We start from the raw sequence: 21,700 nt of genomic DNA on the forward strand, positions 1-21,700 counted from the left end.
TAGATCGACATCTTTGTGTTTTTCGTGTCATAAATTGATCCGTAGAGTGGTAAAATGCGCCTCTCGGTTGCCGTTTGGCTCTGAAAACATCAAGGAGAAGAAGACGTTATGTGGATTTGGCAGGAGTCGGACTGGCCCCGAGGCCGCCTCGACCCGAGTCGGTTGCTGGGACCGCTGGGCGCAACCCAGGCGACGGTGGCGCCGCTGGTGAGTCAGGGCGCCGCCCTGACGGCCGATCAGCGCCTGCGGCTGGAGGCGACGCTGCTCGGCGAGGAGATCGAGTCAAGTGCCCGGCTCTCCGGTGTCGCCCTGGAGCGCAGTGCGATTCGCACCGCTCTGCACCAGGCGCTGGGGCTGGCCGATGAGGGCCCGGGGCGACCGGTGGCGCCCATGGTGGAGACCTTCGTCGACGTGACCCTGGAGGCGGTGCGCACGGCCTTTATGCCGCTTGGCGAGGCGCGGCTGCGGGAGTGGCACCGTCGCCTGGCGCCCCAGTTGCCGCGCAGTGCCGGCCAGGCGGTGGGCGAGTGGCGGGACGGGCCCTTCGAGGAGGTCAGCGGGCGCTACGGGATCAAGCGCCTGCGCTACCGGGCACCGGGGGCGGACCGGACGGCCCTGGCCGCGGAGCTCGAGGGCTTCTTCACGCGCCTTGAGAGTGAGGAGCCGGGGCTCGAGGGGGCCGGCCACCTGCAGACGCTGCGGCTGCATGCTCACTGGTCGGCGCTGTCGCCCTTCGCGCTGGGCAATGGCCTGATCGGCCGGCTGCTGCTCGCCCGCTGGTTGACTCGCGCCGAGGGCATCATGGCGCTGCAGGCCGAGGGCGAACTCGCCGCGCTGCCCGATGCCGCGACGCTGGAACCCTATGCCTGGCGTCGTCAGGCCCTCGCCCCGGCCCTGGTGGACGCCCATGGCGACTGGCAGGCGCTGCGCGAGGCCTGCTTCGGCCGCCCACCCACCCCCCGCTCGCGGCTGGATGCCGGCCTGCCGGCCGAGGCAGAAGCCGAGCCCCCCGGTGACCTGGAGCCCTGGGTGCGCTGGTGGCTGGCTCGGCTGCGTGAGGGCGCCCGAGGTGCCCAGGCCCACTTCGTCCGGGTGCGCCGGGCCGAGCGGTTGTGGCTTGCGCACGCCCGCACGCCTCTCAATGCTCGCCAGCGGGAGCTGGTGCTGACCCTGCTCGAGCGGGACGATGGCGCCGGGGTGGCGCGCTCGGACTACCGGGCGCTGGTGACGACCTCCGATCCGACCGCGGCGCGGGATCTTTCGGATCTGGTGGCCAAGGGAGTACTGCAGAGCACCGGGGTGGGTCGGGGCACCCGCTACCGGCTGCCGGCCCTTGAGGGGAGCGACTAGCGTGGCCCGCCAGGCCTGCATCAGGACACGACCTCCCTAGAGGGCTACGAAGGGCAGCACCCCGGTATAGACGGCGGCGTAGTGACAGCCGCTACCCGCCAGTACGAAGCCGTGCCAGATGGCGTGATTGTAGGGAATGGCCTCGATCACGAAGACGATCACGCCGAGGGTGTAGATGACCCCGCCGCCGAGCAGCAGTGCAAGGCTGGTCGGTGAGAGCGCCGTGACGAGATCATCGACCGCCATCAGGGCGAGCCAGCCCATGGCCAGGTACAGGATCAGACGCAGGGTGGCGAAGCGGTGGGGCCAGCCGATCTTCAGCGCGATGCCGCCGAGGGCCAGGGTCCAGACCAAGGCAAGCAGGCACCAGCCCGGTCCGTCGCGCAGGTTGACCAGCAGGAAGGGGGTATAGGTGCCGGCGATCAGGGCATAGATGGCACAGTGGTCGGCGATCTGCAGCGCCCGCTTGAGGCGGGGGTGGCGGCTGCCGTGATAGAAGGCCGAGGCGCTATAGAGGGTGATCAGGGTGATGCCATAGAGACTGACGCCGACCAGCTTCCAGGGGTCGACGTCACGACCCAGGCTCGCCGCCACGATCAGCACGGTCATGCCGGCCACGCTGAGCACGGCGCCGATGCCGTGGCTCACGCTGTGCAGGAGTTCCTCGAGCAGGGTATAGCCGTCGGCTGCGTCGGACGGCGAGGGCTCATCGGTGGGGGGTGGCGAGATCGCGACCATGCTGTCTCTCCCATGGTGAGGGGCGAGCCTGCGCAGGTCACGATCGGGGTGGTGGGTCCGCCCCTCGTCGTTCACGACGGTAGCTAAGGGCTATCTATAGGGCTATCTCCAGTCCTATCTCCCGCCCTATCTCCACCCTTATCCCCTCAGGATCTGCGCTCGATGTCCACGTCGTCCGCCTGGGTGAAGTCGCCCAACGCCATCATGTGCCCCAGCTTGCCGGCCTTGGTGGACAGATACTGCTCGTTATGAGGATTGAGACCGGTGGTGATGGGTAAGCGTTCACTCACCTCGACGCCATCGCGGGTCAGGGCCTCGACCTTGCGCGGGTTGTTGGTCATCAGACGCAGCGAGGCGACCCCCAAGTGATCGAGCATCGGCACGCACAGGCCGTAGCGGCGCATGTCGGCGCCGAAGCCCAGGCGCTCGTTGGCCTCCACGGTATCGGCGCCCTCATCCTGCAGGTGATAGGCGCGGATCTTGTTGAGCAGGCCGATGCCGCGGCCTTCCTGGCGCAGGTAGAGCAGCACGCCTCGGCCCTCGGCGGCGATCCGCTTGAGCGCTTCCTGCAACTGATAGCCGCAGTCGCAGCGCATCGAGAACAGCGCGTCCCCGGTCAGGCACTCCGAGTGCACGCGACCGAGTACCGGCGCGCCATCGGCGATGTCGCCGAGCGTCAGGGCGATGTGATCCTTGCCGGTGGCCTCGTCCTCGAAGCCGTGCATGGTGAAGGTGGCCCAGGGGGTGGGCAGCCGGGAGGCGGCGATGAATCGAATCGTCACGAAAAACCTCGATAGAGCGGGGCGGCGCGCGGCACGCGATGTTTCCAGTCTACCAGCAACGCCGCCCACGCTCACGAGTCACCAGCGTCATGGCGTCCCCCGGGAGCGGCCAATCGAGGCATCGGGTCGCAGGTCTGGTACCAGAGGCCCCGGCATTCGGTACAATGGCGTCGAATTTTCCAGCGGATGACGTCGCATGCACCTCGAGAACGATCGTATCCTGCGCGCCCTGGCGCGCGAGCCCGTGGACCGCACCCCGGTCTGGATGATGCGCCAGGCCGGTCGCTACCTGCCGGAGTATCGCGAGCTGCGCGGCCAGGCCGGCAGCTTCATGGACCTGTGCCGGGACACCGACCGGGCCTGCGAGGTGACGCTGCAGCCGCTGGAGCGCTTCCCGCTGGATGCCGCCATCCTGTTTTCCGATATCCTGACCATTCCCGATGCGATGGGCCTGGGGCTTTATTTCGAGACCGGGGAGGGCCCCAAGTTCAGAAAGCCGGTGCGCACCCCGGCCGAGGTGGCCGCCCTTCAGGTGCCCGATGCCGAACGGGATCTCGATTACGTGATGAACGCGGTCGGTGCCATCCGTCGCGAGCTCAACGGTCGGGTGCCGCTGATCGGCTTCTCGGGCAGCCCCTGGACGCTGGCTACCTATATGGTGGAAGGCGCCTCGAGCAAGGACTTCCGCCACGTGAAGACCATGCTCTACGACACGCCGGATACCATGCACCAGCTGCTCGACGTGCTGGCCCGGTCGGTCACCGACTACCTCAACGCCCAGATCCGCGCCGGCGCCCAGGTGGTGCAGATCTTCGATACCTGGGGCGGTAGCCTATCGACGCCTGCGTATCTCGAGTTCTCGCTGCGCTACATGGAGCAGATCGTCTCAGGCCTGATCCGCAGCCACGAGGGGCGCCGGGTGCCGGTGATCCTGTTCACCAAGAACGGCGGCCAGTGGCTCGAGCACCTCGCCGCCAGTGGTGCCGATGCGCTGGGGCTCGACTGGAGCACCGAGCTCTCCGATGCCCGCCAGCGGGTCGGGCACCGGGTCGCCCTGCAGGGCAATCTGGACCCCAATGTGCTGTTCGCCAAGCCCAGCGCGATTCGCGCCGAGGTGGCGCGGGTGCTCGACAGCTATGGCGCAGGCCCCGGGCATGTCTTCAACCTCGGCCATGGCATCAGCCAGTTCACCGACCCGGGTCACGTCAGCGCCTTCATGGACGCGCTGCACGAGCTGAGCCCGGCCTATCACGCGGCGCCCTGACGCGATGGAGTGGCTCCTTCGCCTGCATGAGCGCCGGCGTCTCTGGGCCGGGCTCGCCGTCCTGGCGGCCTTGGTGATCGCCTTGGGCAGCCTGACCCCCGGCGCCGAGATGCCCGAACGCCTGCCCTGGGACAAGGCCAATCACTTCATTGGCTATGGTGGGCTCGCCGGCCTGGTGGGCCTCGCCGGGATCAATGCTCGGCCCGCCTTCGTCGGGGTGGTGGTCTACGGCATCGCCATCGAGCTGGCCCAATGGCCGGTGCCCGGGCGCCTGGGCGGCGATCCCCTCGATATCCTGGCCAACACCCTTGGCGCCCTGCTGGGCCTGGCCGTGCTGGCCCTGTCGCGCCGCTACTTGCGGCGTTTCGACGCCTAGCGGCGCTGTCGCCTCGGCGACAGCGCCTCCCCTGTTGTCTCTACCCGATTGTGAGAGCCCCGATGACCCAACCCCTCGATGCCAGCTGGTTCACTGAAGTCTTCGACAGCCACGGCAGCGCCTTCTCGCTCAAGGTTCGCGAGAAGCTGCTGGACGTCACCAGCCCCTATCAGCACCTCGAGGTCTACGCCACCGAGACCTACGGCAATCTGATGGTGCTCGATGGCTGCGTGATGCTGACCGATCGCGACAACTTCCTCTATCACGAGATGATCGCCCATCCGGCGCTTTACGCCCACGCGGCACCCAGGCGGGTGGTGATCATCGGCGGCGGCGATTGCGGCACCCTGCGCGAGGTGCTCAAGCACCCGGGGGTCGAGCATGTCACCCAGATCGACATCGACGAGGAGGTGACCCGTGCCGCCGAGCGCTTCTTCCCGGCGCTGACCGAGTCCAATGACGACCCCCGCGCCGAGCTCCTGTTCGCTGACGGGGTCAAGTGGGTAGACGAGGCCGCCGACGGGAGCGTCGATGTGATGATCATCGATTCCACCGACCCGGTGGGCCCGGCCGAGGGGCTGTTCAAGGTCGACTTCCTCAAGCGTTGCCATCGTCTGCTCGCCGAGGGTGGAGTGATGGTGCAGCAGAGCGAATCGCCGCTCTATCACAGCGGCAGCATCATCCGGGAGCTGCGCCGCGACATGCGTGCCGCCGGCTTTACGAGCGTGGCCACGTTGCCGTTCCCGCAGCCGGTCTACCCCTCGGGCTGGTGGAGCGTGACCCTGGCGGGCAAGGGGGCCGACGTGAGCCGCTTCCGCGAGGCCGATGCGGCGGCCGGCGACCTTGCCTGTGACTACTACACGCCTGAGGCCCATCGCGGTGCCCTGGCACTGCCGCCCTTCATGCGCCGCGCCTTCGAGGCGTGATCCTCCCGGCACCGGTCCGCGCCGGTGCCGTTTGGGTGTGACGCCGGCGGCGCTTCGTGATGAGCCGTCGGCCGTTGTCACGGCCCCTTTGTCCTAACCCCTGCCCTGATCCTTTCTCCGACTCCAGCCCCGATCCCCGCTCGGCCTCTCGGGCCGCTCCTGCCTCGCCTCCTCGCCTCCTCGCCATTGCCCGTACGGCTCTCTGCCGAACGTTGAATGGCCGCTCGCCTGTCATGGCCTTATCGCGAGCAGCAGGCGTCAATCAACGTTCTACGACTTTCGGATGATGCTGCTAAGTTGCTGTGCAAAAGCGGCTTCTGCGCCATTTGGGTTGTCTGTGCGTGGGCTCGTGCTGGTGGTTGCGTTGAAGAAAGGTTGTCGGCCTGTTCTACCAGCGCGGGAAGGGGCTTTGCTACTGTCGCTCCACATGCCACGAGCATGACAACAACAACTCACCCAATCCAAGGGGATAACCATGTTGCACAACAACAAGAAGACCCTGCTGTGTTCCGCCACCGCCCTGGTCGCCACCCTGCTGGCAACCGGCACCGCCCAGGCCGGCGAGACCTTCGATGCCGTCAAGGAACGGGGTCAGGTGGTCTGCGGCGTCAGCACCGGCCTGCCGGGGTTCTCCTCGCCCGATGATCAGGGCAACTGGGAAGGCATCGACGTGGATGTCTGTCACGGGGTGGCCGCCGCGGTGTTCGGCGATGCCTCCAAGGTGCAGTTCGTGCCGCTGAACGCCAAGGAACGCTTCACCGCGCTGCAGTCCGGCGAGATCGACGTGCTGTCGCGCAACACCACCTGGACCGCGACCCGCGACACCACCCTGGGCCTCAACTTCACCGGCGTCAGCTTCTATGACGGCCAGGGCTTCCTGGTCAAGAAGGACCTGGGTGTCGACAGCGCCAAGCAGCTCGACGGCGCGGCCTTCTGCGTGCAGTCCGGCACCACCACCGAGCTCAACCTGGCCGACTACTTCCAGGCCAACGACATGAGCTTCGAGCCGGTGGTCTTCGACACCTCCGACCAGACCGTCGGTGGCTTCGAGGCCGGTCGCTGCGACGTCCTGACCTCCGATACCTCCCAGCTCAATGCCCTGCGCATCAAGCTGGCCGACCCCGATGGCGCCAAGGTGCTGCCGGAGGTGATCTCCAAGGAGCCGCTGGGCCCGGTGGTCCGCCAGGGCGACGATCAGTGGTTCAACGCCGTCAAGTGGACCCTGTTCGCGATGCTCAATGCCGAGGAGATGGGCATCAGCAGCGAAAATGCCGACGAGCTGAAGGATTCCGACGCGCCGGGCATCGCCCGCTTCATGGGCAGCGAGGGTGATTTCGGCAAGGCCATGGGCTTGCCGGCCGACTGGGCCTATAACGTCGTCAGCCAGGTGGGCAACTACGCCGAGGTCTTCGACCGCAACGTCGGTGCCAATTCACCGCTCAACATCGAGCGTGGCATCAATGCCCTGTGGACCGATGGCGGCGTCCAGTACGCACCGCCGATCCGCTAAATCTCTCCACAGGCCCCGCCCCTCCTGGGGGCGGGGTCCGTCGTTGTGTCATCGCTAGTGGAGAGGATCTTCCATGACTACTCCTTCCTCGCCCCCTCCTCGCGGGGAGACGCCGCCGTTCTGGCGCGATCCCGCCAAGCGGGCGCTGCTTTTCCAGGCGTTGATGCTGGCCGCACTGTTCGCGGTGATCGGCTTCATCGTCGGCAACACCCTCGATAACCTGGATGCCCGGGGCATCACCACCGGTTTCGGCTTCCTCGACAACACCGCGGGCTTCGGCATCGTCCAGAGCCTGATCGACTACACGCCCCAGAGCACCTATGGGCGCACCTTCGTGGTCGGGCTGCTCAACACCCTGCTGGTCTCGGCGCTGGGCATCCTGCTGGCCACGGTGATCGGCTTCTTGATGGGCATCGCGCGGCTGTCGCCCAACTGGCTGATCGCCAGGCTGGCCGGTGCCTATGTCGAGATCTTCCGCAACATTCCGCTGCTGCTGCAGATCTTCTTCTGGTACTTCGCCGTGCTGCGCAGCCTGCCCTCGCCGCGCAATAGCATGAGCCTCGGTGAGGCCGTGTTCCTCAATATCCGCGGCCTCGTCGTGCCCGCCCCGGTGGGCGAATCGGGGCTGGTCTGGACCTTCGTGGCGCTGGCCGTAGCGGTCATCGCGGCCCTGGTGCTGGTGCGCTGGAATCGCCGTCGCCAGGAGGCGACCGGAGAGCGGCTGCCCGCCGGTTGGATCGCTGTCGGGCTGATCGTCGGTCTGCCGGCGCTCACCTTCGGCGCCAGTGGCATGCCGCTTGACTGGGACATTCCCACCCTCGGGGGCTTCAACTTCTCGGGGGGCATCACGGTGCTGCCGGAGTTGCTGGCGCTGTGGCTGGCCCTGTCGATCTACACCGGCGCCTTCATCGCCGAGATCGTGCGCTCGGGCATCCAGGCCGTTTCCCACGGCCAGACCGAGGCCGCACGGGCGCTGTCGCTCTCCGGCGGCATGACCCTGCGGCTGGTGGTGATCCCCCAGGCGATGCGGGTGATCATTCCGCCGCTGACCAGCCAGTACCTCAACCTGATCAAGAACTCGTCGCTGGCCACCGCCATCGGCTACCCGGACCTGGTGTCCGTGTTCGCCGGCACCACGCTCAACCAGACCGGCCAGGCCATCGAGGTGATCATGATGACCATGGCGGTCTACCTGACGCTGAGCCTTCTGGTGTCGATGTTCATGAACTGGTTCAACGCGCGCATGGCGCTGGTGGAGCGATAAGTGAACAAACTGACCTTAAACACGACCATGGTGGACGCCCGTCCGGCGCCCAAGCGCAGCATCGGCGCCATCGCCTGGCTGCGTGCCAACCTCTTCCAGGGGCCGATCAACAGCGTGCTCTCGCTGCTGGCGATCTGGGCGCTGATCACGGGCCTCACGCCGCTGATCCAGTGGGCGATCATCGACGCCGACTGGATCGGCACCAGCCGCGAGGCCTGTAGCTCAGGCGGTGCCTGCTGGGTATTCATCTCGGCCCGTTTCGAGCAGTTCATCTATGGCTTCTACCCCAGTGAACTGCGCTGGCGGGTCAACCTCACCTTCGTGCTGTTCGCGGTGCTGATCGCCTGGCTGGCGCTGCCCCGCCTGCCGGCCAAGAAGCTGGCGGCGGTGGTGACCCTGGTGGCCTTCCCGATCGTGGCCTTCTACCTGCTGCACGGTGGCTCGTTCGGGATGCCGGCGGTGCCGACCCATCGCTGGGGCGGCCTGATGCTGACCCTGGTGCTGGCGGTGGTGGGGATCGTCGCGGCGCTGCCGATCGGCGTGGTGCTGGCGCTGGGTCGCCAGTCGAAGATGCCGATCATCAAGAGCGTCTCGGTGGTGTTCATCGAGTTCTGGCGCGGCGTGCCGCTGATCACGGTGCTGTTCATGGCCTCGGTGATGCTGCCGCTGTTCGTGCCCACCGAGGTCGACATGGACAAGCTGGTGCGCGCCCTGATCGGCATCACCCTGTTCCAGAGCGCCTACATGGCCGAGGTGGTGCGCGGGGGCCTGCAGGCGATTCCCAAGGGCCAGGAAGAGGCGGCCGCGGCGCTGGGCATGGGCTACTGGAAGCGCATGGGCCTGATCGTGCTGCCCCAGGCGCTGAAGATGATGATCCCCGGCATCGTCAACACCTTCATCGCCCTGTTCAAGGATACCTCGCTGGTGCTGATCATCGGCCTGTTCGACCTGCTGGCGATCGTGCAGGCGGCGCTGGCCGACGCCGACTGGTTGGGCTATTCCATCGAGGGTTATGTCTTCGTGGCGCTGGTGTTCTGGGTCTTCTGCTTCGGCATGTCCCGCTACAGCCAGTACCTGGAACGCAAGCTGCACACCGGCCACTAGACGCGCACAGGCGCGGCTGGCGACCGTCCGCCCGGCGGGCGGTCGCCCACAAGAACAAGGATATTCAGCATGACGACACAAGCGGCCAAGAGCCATGACACCCCGATGGTCGAGATGCGCGGCCTGAACAAGTGGTACGGCGATTTTCACGTGCTGCGCGACATCAACCTGACCGTCCAGCGCGGCGAGCGCATCGTCATCTGCGGGCCTTCGGGCTCCGGCAAATCGACGATGATTCGCTGCATCAATCACCTCGAGGAGCACCAGCAGGGCGAGATCGTCGTCAATGGCATGGCCATGACCCAGGACGTCAAGCGCATCGAACAGATCCGCCACCACGTCGGGATGGTGTTCCAGCACTTCAACCTCTTTCCGCACCTGACGGTGCTCGAGAATTGCAGCCTGGCGCCGATCTGGGTGCAGAAGAAGCCGCGCCGCGAGGCCGAGGCCCTGGCCATGCAGTACCTCGAGCGGGTACGCATCGCCGAGCAGGCGCACAAGTACCCGGGCCAGCTCTCCGGCGGCCAGCAGCAGCGGGTCGCGATCGCCCGTTCGCTGTGCATGCACCCGGAGGTGATGCTGTTCGACGAGCCGACCTCGGCGCTGGACCCCGAGATGATCAAGGAAGTGCTCGACGTGATGGTGGAGCTCGCCGAAGAGGGTATGACCATGCTCTGCGTGACCCACGAGATGGGCTTCGCCAAGACCGTCGCCGATCGGGTGATCTTCATGGACCAGGGCCAGATCATCGAGGAGAACGCCCCGGAGCCCTTCTTCAATAATCCGCAGTCCGAGCGGACCCAGCTGTTCCTGAGCCAGATCCTCGGTCACTGAGGTCGGTCACTCCGGCGCAGCCAACCGCGCTTAACGAGACGCCCCCGCAGGCCAGCCTGCGGGGGCGTCTCGTTTGTGGCGCTCATGGTGGCGGCTATCAGCAGACGATGTGGCCTGCGTCAGAGCCGCGGCTCGCTCTGAGGGGCGTACTCGCCCGGCCAGGCGGTCGCGGCCAGGTCCAGCTGCGGTTCCCGGGGCCTTGGCCAGGGCGCCTGGGCCGCGGGCGCCGGTGCTTCAGTGGCAGGAACGACGGGGGCGGCGGCCGGCTCGTCCGGCGTGTACGCAGTATCGGTCACCGGGGTGACCCGGCGCGCCTCGCCCACCCAGCTGTCGGCCTCGTCGTGGACCGCCGGGCGCCGGCGGGTGGAGCGGGTGAAGGGCAACTCGCGGCGTTGGAGCATGGCCTGGACGTGATGAGGCGTCATCAGCAGTTCAAACAGCATGCGCACCAGCAGGCAGGCGGCCAGCGTCGCGCCACTGCCCAGGGCCAGCATCGGCCACTGGTCTCCGAGCGGCGTGGTAGCGAGGGGCGCCAGAGCCTCTCGAGTCCAGAGCCCGCCGGTCGCGAGTACGCCAAGCTGGCTCAGCAGGTGTAACGAGACCAGCAGGCCGCGGGGCAAGGGGCGGCGCATCAGCAACAGATTGCGCATCGAAAACGTCTCCACTGACGGGGATGGGGGCGGGCCATGACCGCAGTGATGGGTCTGGGGATGCCTTCCTGGGGGCGGGGATTCTAGCACAGCGCCCCGGTCACGCATCCTGTCGCCACTGGCCGACGAGTCGCAGTTGACGCCCTCCCGGGCCCTTGCCACGCTCCATAGAGGGTACAGATGCTGGACGAGGCCGTTTCACTCAACCGAGGAACTGCGATGACAACCTATATTCTGGTGGCCGATGCCGCCCGGGCGCGGGTCTTCACCCGGGATGCGCTCACGCTGGTCGAGCATGACAGCCTGGTGCATGCCGAGGGACGCCTGCACGAGGGGGATCTGGTCACCGACAACGGGGGAGACGTGCATCAGTCGTCGACCACGGCCGCCAGCGCCTCCGGGGGAGAGAACGTGGCCACCCAGCATCACGCCGAGCGCTTCGCCAAGGAAGTCGCCGAGCGCCTCTACCGGGCCCGGGTCGAGAACGACCTGGAGAAGCTGATCCTGGTGGCGCCGCCACGCTTCCTCGGTCAGCTGCGCGACAAGCTCGATGGCCCGACGGCCCACCGGGTGATTCATAGCCTTTCCAAGGATCTGTCCAAGGCCAGCCTCGCCACCATTCAGGAGGCAGTCAGCGACCTGCGCTAGATAGTTTCGCATCGCCTGCATGGCCGGTCGGCGACTCAAGAAACGGGCGCCCTTGCCGATAGGCCAGATATGGCAAACACCTTAATACTCAGCTGTTTGCGACCGAATAACACAACATCCGGCTACTCGAGGGCGCCCCTCCATGTTTTCCTCCCTCCGCAAGCGCATCCTGATCATCACCCTGGCGGTCATCGCCCTGGCGCTGGTGATCAATGCCACCGTCAGTTATCTGACCGTCGAGTCCCACGACCGGCAACAGGTTGCCGAGCAGCTCGGCTCGATCGCCTCCGGCAATGCCATGGCGATCGAGGAATGGGTCGCCGCCCGCACCAGCATGGTCGAAGCGGCCCGTACGCCGGTGCAGGGCGACGCGCCGGTCACGGCGTTGATCCAGCTGGCCGAGTCCGGCGGTTTCCTGTCGACCTATCTCGGCAAGCCGGATGGGTCCCTGACCACCTCGGACGGCTGGGTGCCGCCCGATGACTACGATCCGCGCCAGCGCGGCTGGTACCTCGCCGCCACCGAGCAGGACGCGACCATCGTGTCGCCGCCCTATGTGGACGCCAACAGTGGCCGGGTGGTGGTCACCTTCGCCACGCCGGTCAGGCGCGGCGGCCGCCTGCATGGGGTGATCGGGGGTGATGTGGTCATCGACAAGCTGATCGGTCAGGTAAACGGCATTCAGCCGACGCCGTCGAGCTTCGCCTTCCTGAGCCGCGGCGGGGAGACCCTGATCGCCCACCCCGATGCCGAGCTGACCCTCGAGCCGCTGGTCCGCATCAGCGAGGCCCTGACGCCGGCCGCCGTTGCGCGCCTGGGCGATACCCGCAATGACTGGCTGTCGGTGATAGTCGGTGGGGAGCGCAAGCGACTGTCCGTGACCCCCATCGCCGGCACCGACTGGCATCTCGGGGTGGCACTGGACGAGGCCGAGGCCACCGCCGGCATGCAGGCCATTCTCGAGTCTTCCCTGATGACGCTGGTGATCATCATCGCCATCACCGCACTGCTGCTGGGCCTGTGGCTGAAGCGCACCTTCGCCGGCCTGGAGCGGGCACGCGATGCCCTGGAAGACATCGCCAGCGGCGAGGGCGACCTGACCCGACGCCTGCCGGAGCAGGGGCGCGACGAGGTGGCGCAGATCGCCGCCGCCTTCAACCGCTTCGTCGCCAAGATGCACGACGTATTGCTCGACGTGCGCGACAGCAGCGAATCGGTGCGTATTGCCGCCACCGAGATCGCCGACGGCGGCCAGGATCTGTCCCGGCGCACCGAGAACGCCGCCTCGAGCCTGCAGCAGACCTCGGCCTCGATGGAGGAGATCACCAGCACCGTCGAGCACACCGCCGAGTCGTCTCGCCAGGCCAACGGCCTCAGCGAGTCCGCCTCCCAGATCGCCCGCCGCGGCGGCGAGGCGGTTGGCCAGGTGGTCGATACCATGCAGGGCATCCGCGACTCCGCTGCCCAGATCAGCGAGATCGTTACGGTGATGGATGGCATCGCCTTCCAGACCAACCTCCTGGCGCTGAACGCCTCGGTGGAGGCGGCCCGGGCCGGCGAGCAGGGCCGCGGCTTCGCGGTGGTGGCCGGCGAGGTGCGAAAGCTGGCTTCACGCAGTGCCGAGGCCGCCAAGCAGATCAAGGGGCTGATCGACACCTCCAGCGCTCGCACCGAGGAGGGCGCCGCCCAGGTGCGGGCCGCCGGCGAGACCATGGAGGAGATCGTTCAAAGCGTGACGCGAGTGACCGACGTGCTGGGCGAGATCACCGCCGCCACCGGCGAGCAGAGCGACGGTATCGGCCAGGTCAACGTCGCGGTCTCGGAGCTCGACCGCATGACCCAGCAGAACGCCGCTCTGGTCGAGGAATCCACCACCGCCGCCGAGCAGCTCAAGGATCAGGCGGATCGTCTGGCCGAGGCGGTGGCCGGCTTCACCCTGCGCGAGAGGACCTCCGACGCCGCGCACGGCGAGCAGCCCCGGCTGGTCGAACGTGATGGTCAGTCTCAGCCACGCCCGCGCCTCGATTACGCCTGAGTCACGGGCCCTTCCTTTCTATCGAGCCCTTTCTTACATCGCCATATCCCACTCCTCACCCCACCCCTGGCCATCGCATGGCCGGGGTGGGGTGCGCCCTCGCGTCACCTTTATGTCGCGTTCTTTCCCCAGTCGGTGTGCGTTCACTCCGCTATGCACCATCATGGAGCAAGATTCGCCGACTGCGCCTAAAGTCGTGCCTGCCGTCGCCGATAGCATGGGTGCCGACGGCAAGGCCAGGAAGGCCTGCCGCGTCCGACTTCACTGCATAGCGAGACTCTCTTCATGCTGTCCTCCCTTCGTCTGCGCATTCTGGCGGTCACCCTGGTGGTGGTCGCCCTGGCGCTGATCATCAATGCCTCTGTCAGCTACCTGACTCTCGAGACTCACAACGAAGCGCAGATCGGCCAACAGCTCGATGCGGTAGCCAGTGGCAATGCTCGAGCCATCGAGGAGTGGACCCGGGCTCGTGCCGATATGATGGAAGCGACCCGCGAGCCGGTGATGGGCGATGACCCGCTCACCGCCCTGATCCAGTTGGCCGAGTCCGGCGGCTTCCTGTCCGCCTATATCGGGCGCCCCGATGGCAGCATCATGACCTCCGATGGCTGGGACGCTCCCGACGACTTCGATTCGACAACCCGTGGCTGGTACACCGATGCGGTCGCCCGTGACGACACGATCATCTCCCGGCCCTTCGTCGATGCCGTCAGCGGCAAGCAGGTGGTCTCCTTTGCCACCCCGGTCAAGCGCGACGGTCGCCTCGCCGGGGTCATCGGGGCGGATGTGGTGATCGATGACCTGATTGCCGAGGTAGCGGCGATTCGCCCGACCCCGTCGAGTTTCGCCTTCCTGAGCCGCGGCGGCGAGACCCTGATCGCCCACCCCGACGCCGAGCTGATCCAGCAGCGGCTGACGGCGGTCAGCGATAGCCTGACACCCGAGCTCATCGCACGGCTGGGGCATCAGGCTGATGCCTGGGAGCCCGTTCGCATCGACGGCGACGCCAAGCGGCTCGTCGTGGCACCGGTCGCCGGCACTGACTGGGAGCTTGGCGTGGTGCTGGATGAGGACGAAGCCACCGCCGGCCTGCGAGCCGTGCTCGAGTCTGCCGTGATGACGCTGGTGATCATCGCTGCCATCACCGCCCTGCTGCTGGGCCTGTGGCTGAAGCGCGCCTTCGCCGGCCTGGAGCGGGCACGCGATGCCCTGGAAGACATCGCCAGCGGCGAGGGCGACCTGACCCGGCGCCTGCCGGAGCAGGGGCGCGACGAGGTGGCGCAGATCGCCGCCGCCTTCAACCGCTTCATCGCCAAGATGCACGACGTGCTGCTCGACGTGCGCGACAGCAGCGAATCGGTGCGCATTGCCGCCACCGAGATCGCCGACGGCGGCCAGGATCTGTCCCGGCGCACCGAGAACGCCGCCTCGAGCCTGCAGCAGACCTCGGCCTCGATGGAGGAGATCACCAGCACCGTCGAGCACACCGCCGAGTCGTCTCGCCAGGCCAACGGCCTCAGCGAGTCCGCCTCCCAGGTCGCCCGTCGCGGCGGCGAGGCGGTCGGCCAGGTGGTCGATACCATGCAGGGCATCCGCGACTCCGCGGCCCAGATCAGCGAGATCGTCACGGTGATGGATGGCATCGCCTTCCAGACCAACCTCTTGGCGCTCAATGCCTCGGTGGAGGCGGCCCGGGCCGGTGAGCAGGGCCGCGGCTTCGCGGTGGTGGCCGGCGAAGTGCGAAAGCTGGCTTCACGCAGTGCCGAGGCCGCCAAGCAGATCAAGGGGCTGATCGATACCTCCAGCGTCCGCACCGAGGAGGGCGCCGCCCAGGTGCGGGCCGCCGGCGAGACCATGGAGGAGATCGTCGCAAGCGTGACTCGGGTGACCGACGTGCTGGGCGAGATCACCGCCGCCACCGGCGAGCAGAGCGACGGCATCGGCCAGGTCAACGTCGCGGTCTCGGAGCTCGACCGCATGACCCAGCAGAACGCCGCTCTGGTCGAGGAGTCCACCACCGCCGCCGAGCAGCTCAAGGGTCAGGCGGATCGTCTGGCCGAGGCGGTGGCCGGCTTCACCCTGCGCGAGAGGGATCAGGGTGATCACCGCTCGGCCATGCCACGGCTGACTTGAGCGTGGTGACCCACTGCCTATTTGTCCTAAGAGAATCAATTTGATGCGTTTCAAATCTCTGCGGTCCTTCGTCACCCTGCTGGTGGGGACCTGTATCTTGATCGTGGTCGCCGCGCTGGTGAGCTATGCGATGATGGCCAATTCCCGCTCCCAGACCCTGGTCGAGGCTCGCACCGGCGAGCTGTTGCGCGAGAATGCACGGGAGCGACTGATGGCGCTGGCCGAGGCCCAGAGTCAGGATGTTCAGCGTCGACTCGAGCGGGCCCTGCTGCTGGCTGAGCAGTTGGCCGATACCAATGCCCTGATGGGGCAGCGCGACGAGGACGGCCAGGCCCGTGTGGTATTGAGCCGCTACGAGCTCTCGAACCTGGCGCGTAATCTGGTGGTCCAGAATCCCGACCTGCTGGATGCCTTCATCGGCTGGGAACCGAATGCCTTCGGCAACGATGCCGTTTTCACCGGCAAGACCGATGAGGGCTACGACGGCAGCGGGCGCTTCATGCCCTGGTGGTATCGCAACGGTGAGGGTGAGATCGAGGTGCTGCCGCTGGGCGATACCATGGAAAGCGAGACGCGAGATGATCAGGGGCTGCGTAACGGCGAGTACTATCTCTGCCCGCGGGAAACAGAGCGTACCTGCATCATCGATCCCCGCTATTACGACTATAACGGCCAGCGCCTGCTGGTGACCTCCTTCAATGCGCCGATCCTGGTCGATGGCGACTTCCGCGGCGTGGCGGGAGTCGACCTGGGCGTCGATTTCATCCAGGGCTGGCTCGAGAAGGCCAATGCCGACTTGTATGACGGCGCCGGTAGCATGGCACTGATGGCTTCTCGGGGGGTGATGGTCGGCTCCACTGGGCATCCCGGTAAGCTGGGGCAGTCAGCCGAGGCGGTGCTTGGTGACGCCCTGGCCGCGCAGCTGAATGCCGCTCAGCAAAGCGGGGTGCAATACGCCTATAACGTCGAGCGTGAGCGCTTCGAGCTGACCTGGCCCTTCACCATCGGCGGCAGCGAGGAGACCTGGGTGCTGTCGATTCGCCTGCCTGAACAGGTGGTGATGGCGGGGCTCATCGAGTTGCGCGGCCAGCTCGCCGAGAAGCGTCAGGCGGATCTGGTCGGCATGGCCCTGATGGGGCTGGTGATTGCCCTGCTGGGCTTGCTGGCGATCTGGATGGTCGGCGGCAGCATCGCCCGGCCGCTGCGCCAGCTCGCCGAGCGCATGGGCGACATCGCCTCCGGCGAGGGCGACCTGACCGCCCGCTTGCCGGTGCGGGGGCGCAACGAGGCCGCCGAACTCGCCACCCAGTTCAATGCTTTCGTCGCCAAGATGAACGACGTATTGCTCGACGTGCGCGACAGCAGCGAATCGGTGCGTATTGCCGCCACCGAGATCGCCGACGGCGGCCAGGATCTGTCCCGGCGCACCGAGAACGCCGCCTCGAGCCTGCAGCAGACCTCGGCCTCGATGGAAGAGATCACCAGCACCGTCGAGCACACCGCCGAGTCGTCTCGCCAGGCCAACGGCCTTAGCGAGTCCGCCTCCCAGGTCGCCCGTCGCGGCGGCGAGGCGGTCGGCCAGGTGGTCGATACCATGCAGGGCATCCGCGACTCCGCGGCCCAGATCAGCGAGATCGTTACGGTGATGGACGGCATCGCCTTCCAGACCAACCTCCTGGCGCTGAACGCCTCGGTGGAGGCGGCCCGGGCCGGTGAGCAGGGCCGCGGCTTCGCGGTGGTGGCCGGCGAGGTGCGCCAGCTGGCGAGTCGCTCGGCCTCCGCCGCCAAGCAGATCAAGGGCCTGATCGATACCTCGAGTGCGCGCACCGAGGAAGGCGCCGCCCAGGTGCGCGCCGCCGGCGAGACCATGGAGGAGATCGTTCAAAGCGTGACGCGAGTGACCGACGTGCTGGGCGAGATCACCGCCGCCACCGGCGAGCAGAGCGACGGTATCGGCCAGGTCAACGTCGCGGTCTCGGAACTCGACCGCATGACCCAGCAGAACGCCGCTCTGGTCGAGGAATCCACCACCGCCGCCGAGCAGCTGAAGGATCAGGCGGATCGTCTGGCCGAGGCGGTGGCCGGCTTCACCCTGCGCGAGAAAACCGAGCGGCCGGCCCTGGCCTCACCCGGACAGCGCTGATCGCGGCCCCCGGCGAGGCGCCGCTCATGGGGTGACGGGCAGGGGAATCTGGTCGCTGCGCTGGATGCCGGCGGTCATCTGCCGGCACAGCTTGAGGTATTCGCGCATGCCGGTGGTCAGGTACTTGTGGCGATGCCAGATGAAGGAGAACTGGCGGCGCAGGTCGAGCTCCGGGGTGGGAAGCGCCACCAGGCTGCCCCGGCGGAAGGCATCGCGCAACGCCAGGCGCGACACGCAGCCGATGCCGAGCCCGGACTCCACCGCTCGCTTGATGCCCTCGGTGTGCTCCAGCTCCAGCAGGATGTTGAAGCGGCCACGGCGATGGCGGGCGGCGTGCTCCAGGGTCAAGCGGGTCCCCGACCCCTGCTCGCGCATGATCCAGTCCTCGCGCAGCAGGCGATCCATGTCCAGCGCGCCGCTTCCCGCCAGGGGGTGATGAGGCGCACAGAACACCACCAGCTCATCCTCCACCCAGGGCTGCATCACCAGCGCCTCGTGCTGGCAGTCGCCCTCGATCAGTCCCAGGTCCAGCTCATGTTGCGCCACCCGTTCGATGATGCTCTGGGTGTTGCCCACCTGCAGACGCACCCGGCTGTCCGGGTGCGCCTTGAGGAAGTCGCTGACCAGCAGGGTGGCCAGGTAGTTGCCGATGGTCAGGGTGGCGCCGACGTCCAGCGAGCCGATGCCGTGCTGGCCGCGCAGCAATTCCTCGATCTCCTCGCCTCGGTCGAGTAGCGCTACCGCCTTGGGCAGTAGCTGGAAGCCCAGGGCGTTGAGCTTGAGGCGCTTGCCGACTCGGTCGAGCAGCTGGCAGTCGAACTGGCGCTCCAGCTCGGCAAGCGCGGTGCTGGCCGCCGACTGTGACAGTGAAAGCTCCCGGGCGGCCCGGGAGACGCTCTCGTGCTGGGCGACGGCGACGAAGACTTCGAGCTGGCGCAGGGTATAGCGCATGGTCACTCTCGGTAGCGGGGTATATCTACATTATAGATAAGTGTTATCCATACAAACCATTTAACAGATAGGTTGTCGGCTCTTAGAATTCAATCATCAAAATCTTCGGCGACGTTATTCGTCTTTGGAATATAAGACGATTCGCGTCTCGGGAATCTAAGGAGCCGGTCATGAGCAAGTTTGCCCTGGAAGAAGTCCTGAGCGTCCATCACTGGAACGACACCCTGTTCAGTTTCAAGACCACCCGCGAACGCAGCCTGCGCTTCAAGAACGGTCAGTTCGTGATGATCGGCCTCGAGGTCGAGGGCAAGCCGCTGATGCGCGCCTACTCCATCGCCAGCCCGAACTACGAGGATCACCTCGAGTTCTTCAGCATCAAGGTGCCCGACGGTCCCCTGACCTCGCGCCTGCAGCACCTCGAGGTCGGCGATCAGATCATGGTCAGCCGCAAGCCCACCGGCACCCTGGTCACCGATGACCTGCTGCCGGGCCGCAACCTCTACCTGCTGTCCACCGGCACCGGCCTCGCGCCCTTCATGAGCCTGATCCAGGACCCGGAGGTCTACGAGCGCTTCGAGAAGATCGTGCTTATCCACGGCGTGCGCACCGTCAGCGAACTTGCCTATGCCGACTTCATCACCAAGGACCTGCCGGCGCACGAATACCTGGGCGAGGAGATCGCCGAGAAGCTGGTCTACTACCCGACGGTGACCCGCGAGGCCTTCCACACCCAGGGTCGCCTGACCGATCATATCCGCAGCGGTAAGCTCGCCGAGGACACCGGCCTGCCGCCGCTGGACCCGAAGCAGGACCGCGCCATGATCTGCGGCAGCCCGGCGATGCTGGACGAATCCAGCGCCCTGCTCGACGACCTGGGCTTCAAGATCTCGCCGCGCCTGGGCGAGCCCGGCGACTACGTGATCGAGCGAGCCTTCGTCGAGAAGTAAGCCTGAGACGCTTGAAGAGCGCCGCTCAGCGGCGGGAAGGCGAAAGAAAACCCCGTGGCCTTGGCCACGGGGTTTTTCATGGGTAAGGGCAGCGTCAGGCTGATCGAGCTTCGAGCTTCGAGCTTCGAGCTTCGAGCTTCGAGCTTCGAGCTTCGAGCTTCGAGCTTCGAGCTTCGAGCTTCGAGCTTCGAGCTTAGACGGCGTCCTTGTCCTTCTCGCCGGTGCGGATACGAATCACCTGCTCCAGCGGCGAGACGAAGATCTTGCCATCGCCGATCTTGCCGGTGTTGGCCACCTGGGTGATGGAGTCGATCACCTGTTCGGCCATGGCATCGTCCACCGCTACCTCGAGCTTCACCTTGGGCAGGAAGTCGACCACATACTCGGCGCCGCGGTACAGCTCGGTGTGGCCCTTCTGACGGCCGAAGCCCTTGACCTCGGTGACGGTGATGCCCTGCACGCCAATCTCGGAAAGCGCTTCCCGGACGTCGTCGAGCTTGAACGGCTTGATGATGGCGGTCACCAGCTTCATGGTCATTCTCCTTGCATTCGGTGGTAGGGGCGCGGTGGCCGCCGGGGGCAGGCGACGCGACAGATCCCGCGAGCATGCCCTCAAGCATACACCGCACCGGGCGGGAATAAAAAAGGCCCCCGTTAGGGGGCCAGGGGAGCACGCCAGCTCACTCGGTGTGTCGCCTCACTTCTTGGCGACGTAGAACTCGGGGTAGGCTTCCAGGCCGCACTCGGCCAGGTCGACGCCTTCGTATTCTTCTTCTTCGCTGACTCGTACGCCCATGATGGCCTTGAGGATCAGCCACACCACCAGGCTGGCCAGGAAGACCCAGGCGAAGATGCCGATGATGCCGATGATCTGGGCGCCGAAGGAGGCCCCGTCGTTGGACAGCGGCACGGCCAGGACGCCCCAGATGCCGACCACACCGTGCACCGAGATGGCGCCGACCGGGTCATCGAGCTTGAGCTTGTCGAGGCTGACGATGGACAGCACCACGATCAGGCCACCGATGGCACCGATGAAGGCGGCACCCAGTGCGGAGGGCGACAGCGGGTCGGCGGTGATGGCGACGAGGCCGGCCAGGGCGCCGTTCAGGCACATGGTCAGGTCGGCCTTGCGGAACCACAGCTTGGCCAGGATCAGGGCGGCGATCACGCCGCCGGCCGCCGCGGCATTGGTGTTGACGAATACCTGAGCCACATTGTTGGCGGAAGAGGCATCGGACATCTTCAGCTCGGAGCCGCCGTTGAAGCCGAACCAGCCCATCCACAGGATGAAGGTACCGATGGTGGCCAGCGGCAGGTTGGCGCCCGGGATGGCGTAGATGGAGCCGTCCTTGCCGTACTTGCCCTTGCGCGGACCCAGCACCAGCACGCCAGCGAGTGCCGCGGCCGCACCGGCCATGTGCACGATGCCGGAACCGGCGTAGTCGGAGTAGCCGACCTCGGACAGCCAACCGCCGCCCCAGGTCCAGAAGCCGGATACCGGATAGATGAAGCCGGTCATGACCACCGCGAAGGCGAGGAAGGCCCACAGCTTCATGCGTTCGGCCACGGCGCCGGAGACGATGGACATGGCGGTCGCCACGAACACCACCTGGAAGAAGAAGTCGGAGCGCATGGAGTAATAGGGCGCGTCGTCACCGCCGCCGGTGATGGCGTCCAGGGTGTTCTCGCTGCCGATCAGGAAGCCCAGGTTCGGCAGGAAGCCGCCGGCACTGCTGGAATACATGATGTAGTAGCCGATCAGCAGGTACATGGTGCAGGCGATCGCGAACAGGGCGATGTTCTTGGTCAGGATCTCGGCGGTGTTCTTGGAACGGACAAGGCCCGCCTCGAGCATCGCGAAGCCGGCGGCCATCCACATCACCAGCACGCCGCAGATGAGGAAGTAGAAGGTATCGAGCGCGTAAGTCAGCTCTGAAAGTTCGATCATGGGTACTCTCCTGGGCCAGCGTTGCCTTTGTCGTTGTGACGCTGACGGTGGTACTCGCGTTATGGGGTTAAGTTGTTGCCAGGGCCCTGCGTCGGGT

At 66.5% G+C, this 21,700-nt stretch carries 19 protein-coding genes; 13 read left to right on the forward strand and 6 right to left on the reverse strand.

Translation table 11 applies throughout. The annotated features are described in order from the left end of the window. Positions 1-108 precede the first annotated feature (108 nt). Positions 109-1,350: a DUF4172 domain-containing protein gene (locus IEJ03_RS00330; protein WP_192035794.1), complete on the forward strand. Its 1,242-nt coding sequence runs from the start codon at positions 109-111 to the stop codon at positions 1,348-1,350. Positions 1,351-1,386: 36 nt separating this feature from the next. Here the strand turns inward: IEJ03_RS00330 and IEJ03_RS00335 are convergent, their stop codons facing one another. Next, a complete protein-coding gene (locus tag IEJ03_RS00335) occupies positions 1,387-2,088 on the reverse strand; it encodes a hemolysin III family protein (protein ID WP_192035795.1) in 702 nt (233 codons plus the stop codon). A 146-nt stretch (positions 2,089-2,234) separates the two neighbouring features. Further along, positions 2,235-2,870: a GTP cyclohydrolase II gene (ribA, locus tag IEJ03_RS00340; protein WP_192035796.1), complete on the reverse strand. Its 636-nt coding sequence runs from the start codon at positions 2,868-2,870 to the stop codon at positions 2,235-2,237. Between the two features lie 196 nt (positions 2,871-3,066). Here ribA and hemE point away from each other — a divergent pair, with 196 nt between their 5' ends. The 7 genes from hemE (at position 3,067) to IEJ03_RS00375 (ending at position 10,148) form a co-directional block, all read left to right on the forward strand. Continuing rightward, entirely contained in the window at positions 3,067-4,134 is a 1,068-nt protein-coding gene (hemE, locus tag IEJ03_RS00345; RefSeq protein ID WP_192035797.1) for a uroporphyrinogen decarboxylase, read from the forward strand. Between the two features lie 4 nt (positions 4,135-4,138). Then, the gene (locus IEJ03_RS00350; protein ID WP_192035798.1) at positions 4,139-4,510 is read left to right on the forward strand and encodes a VanZ family protein; all 372 of its coding nucleotides are present in this window, start codon (positions 4,139-4,141) and stop codon (positions 4,508-4,510) included. Between the two features lie 62 nt (positions 4,511-4,572). After that, the gene (gene speE, locus IEJ03_RS00355) at positions 4,573-5,436 is read left to right on the forward strand and encodes a polyamine aminopropyltransferase (protein WP_192035799.1); all 864 of its coding nucleotides are present in this window, start codon (positions 4,573-4,575) and stop codon (positions 5,434-5,436) included. Positions 5,437-5,911: 475 nt separating this feature from the next. Then, a complete protein-coding gene (locus tag IEJ03_RS00360; protein ID WP_192035800.1) occupies positions 5,912-6,946 on the forward strand; it encodes an amino acid ABC transporter substrate-binding protein in 1,035 nt (344 codons plus the stop codon). Between the two features lie 73 nt (positions 6,947-7,019). Then, complete coding sequence (locus tag IEJ03_RS00365) at positions 7,020-8,210, forward strand: amino acid ABC transporter permease (protein ID WP_192035801.1); 1,191 nt, start codon at positions 7,020-7,022, stop codon at positions 8,208-8,210. 9 nt (positions 8,211-8,219) lie between these two features. Continuing rightward, a complete protein-coding gene (locus tag IEJ03_RS00370) occupies positions 8,220-9,314 on the forward strand; it encodes an amino acid ABC transporter permease (RefSeq protein WP_192037118.1) in 1,095 nt (364 codons plus the stop codon). Between the two features lie 105 nt (positions 9,315-9,419). Next, positions 9,420-10,148, forward strand: a complete 729-nt coding sequence (locus tag IEJ03_RS00375; protein ID WP_192037119.1) for an amino acid ABC transporter ATP-binding protein — start codon at positions 9,420-9,422, stop codon at positions 10,146-10,148. 119 nt (positions 10,149-10,267) lie between these two features. Here the strand turns inward: IEJ03_RS00375 and IEJ03_RS00380 are convergent, their stop codons facing one another. Then, positions 10,268-10,798, reverse strand: a complete 531-nt coding sequence (locus tag IEJ03_RS00380) for a hypothetical protein (protein ID WP_192035802.1) — start codon at positions 10,796-10,798, stop codon at positions 10,268-10,270. Positions 10,799-11,017: 219 nt separating this feature from the next. Between IEJ03_RS00380 and IEJ03_RS00385 the strand changes: the two genes are divergently transcribed. From IEJ03_RS00385 to IEJ03_RS00400, 4 genes are all read left to right on the forward strand, one after another. Next, entirely contained in the window at positions 11,018-11,446 is a 429-nt protein-coding gene (locus tag IEJ03_RS00385) for a host attachment protein (protein ID WP_192035803.1), read from the forward strand. A 142-nt stretch (positions 11,447-11,588) separates the two neighbouring features. Continuing rightward, positions 11,589-13,481 (forward strand): methyl-accepting chemotaxis protein, encoded by a 1,893-nt coding sequence (locus tag IEJ03_RS00390; protein ID WP_192035804.1) that lies wholly within the window; start codon positions 11,589-11,591, stop codon positions 13,479-13,481. Between the two features lie 285 nt (positions 13,482-13,766). Then, positions 13,767-15,614 (forward strand): methyl-accepting chemotaxis protein, encoded by a 1,848-nt coding sequence (locus IEJ03_RS00395; protein WP_192035805.1) that lies wholly within the window; start codon positions 13,767-13,769, stop codon positions 15,612-15,614. A 43-nt stretch (positions 15,615-15,657) separates the two neighbouring features. After that, the gene (locus tag IEJ03_RS00400) at positions 15,658-17,757 is read left to right on the forward strand and encodes a methyl-accepting chemotaxis protein (RefSeq protein ID WP_192035806.1); all 2,100 of its coding nucleotides are present in this window, start codon (positions 15,658-15,660) and stop codon (positions 17,755-17,757) included. Positions 17,758-17,781: 24 nt separating this feature from the next. Here the strand turns inward: IEJ03_RS00400 and IEJ03_RS00405 are convergent, their stop codons facing one another. Further along, positions 17,782-18,708, reverse strand: coding sequence for a LysR family transcriptional regulator (locus IEJ03_RS00405; RefSeq protein ID WP_192035807.1), 927 nt, complete (start codon positions 18,706-18,708; stop codon positions 17,782-17,784). Positions 18,709-18,878: 170 nt separating this feature from the next. Between IEJ03_RS00405 and IEJ03_RS00410 the strand changes: the two genes are divergently transcribed. Beyond that, positions 18,879-19,655 carry a ferredoxin--NADP reductase gene (locus tag IEJ03_RS00410; protein WP_192035808.1) on the forward strand — a complete coding sequence of 259 codons (777 nt, stop codon included), beginning with the start codon at positions 18,879-18,881 and terminating at the stop codon, positions 19,653-19,655. Between the two features lie 193 nt (positions 19,656-19,848). Here IEJ03_RS00410 and glnK read toward each other — a convergent pair whose 3' ends face one another. Continuing rightward, complete coding sequence (gene glnK / locus IEJ03_RS00415) at positions 19,849-20,187, reverse strand: P-II family nitrogen regulator (protein WP_192035809.1); 339 nt, start codon at positions 20,185-20,187, stop codon at positions 19,849-19,851. 165 nt (positions 20,188-20,352) lie between these two features. Beyond that, the gene (locus tag IEJ03_RS00420; protein ID WP_192035810.1) at positions 20,353-21,603 is read right to left on the reverse strand and encodes an ammonium transporter; all 1,251 of its coding nucleotides are present in this window, start codon (positions 21,601-21,603) and stop codon (positions 20,353-20,355) included. Between the last annotated feature and the right edge of the window lie 97 nt (positions 21,604-21,700).

It is taken from the genome of Halomonas sp. YLGW01 (assembly GCF_014840935.1).
In the GTDB taxonomy this organism is placed as follows: Bacteria; Pseudomonadota; Gammaproteobacteria; order Pseudomonadales; family Halomonadaceae; genus Onishia.

Coding starts and splice junctions, on each gene's coding strand:
- IEJ03_RS00330 (WP_192035794.1), top strand. CDS start 109: ATGTGGATTTGGCAGGAGTCGGACTGGCCCCGAGGCCGCCTCGACCCG.
- IEJ03_RS00335 (WP_192035795.1), bottom strand. CDS start 2,088: ATGGTCGCGATCTCGCCACCCCCCACCGATGAGCCCTCGCCGTCCGAC.
- hemE (WP_192035797.1), top strand. CDS start 3,067: ATGCACCTCGAGAACGATCGTATCCTGCGCGCCCTGGCGCGCGAGCCC.
- IEJ03_RS00350 (WP_192035798.1), top strand. CDS start 4,139: ATGGAGTGGCTCCTTCGCCTGCATGAGCGCCGGCGTCTCTGGGCCGGG.
- speE (WP_192035799.1), top strand. CDS start 4,573: ATGACCCAACCCCTCGATGCCAGCTGGTTCACTGAAGTCTTCGACAGC.
- IEJ03_RS00360 (WP_192035800.1), top strand. CDS start 5,912: ATGTTGCACAACAACAAGAAGACCCTGCTGTGTTCCGCCACCGCCCTG.
- IEJ03_RS00365 (WP_192035801.1), top strand. CDS start 7,020: ATGACTACTCCTTCCTCGCCCCCTCCTCGCGGGGAGACGCCGCCGTTC.
- IEJ03_RS00375 (WP_192037119.1), top strand. CDS start 9,420: ATGGTCGAGATGCGCGGCCTGAACAAGTGGTACGGCGATTTTCACGTG.
- IEJ03_RS00380 (WP_192035802.1), bottom strand. CDS start 10,798: ATGCGCAATCTGTTGCTGATGCGCCGCCCCTTGCCCCGCGGCCTGCTG.
- IEJ03_RS00385 (WP_192035803.1), top strand. CDS start 11,018: ATGACAACCTATATTCTGGTGGCCGATGCCGCCCGGGCGCGGGTCTTC.
- IEJ03_RS00390 (WP_192035804.1), top strand. CDS start 11,589: ATGTTTTCCTCCCTCCGCAAGCGCATCCTGATCATCACCCTGGCGGTC.
- IEJ03_RS00395 (WP_192035805.1), top strand. CDS start 13,767: ATGCTGTCCTCCCTTCGTCTGCGCATTCTGGCGGTCACCCTGGTGGTG.
- IEJ03_RS00400 (WP_192035806.1), top strand. CDS start 15,658: ATGCGTTTCAAATCTCTGCGGTCCTTCGTCACCCTGCTGGTGGGGACC.
- IEJ03_RS00405 (WP_192035807.1), bottom strand. CDS start 18,708: ATGCGCTATACCCTGCGCCAGCTCGAAGTCTTCGTCGCCGTCGCCCAG.
- IEJ03_RS00410 (WP_192035808.1), top strand. CDS start 18,879: ATGAGCAAGTTTGCCCTGGAAGAAGTCCTGAGCGTCCATCACTGGAAC.
- glnK (WP_192035809.1), bottom strand. CDS start 20,187: ATGAAGCTGGTGACCGCCATCATCAAGCCGTTCAAGCTCGACGACGTC.
- IEJ03_RS00420 (WP_192035810.1), bottom strand. CDS start 21,603: ATGATCGAACTTTCAGAGCTGACTTACGCGCTCGATACCTTCTACTTC.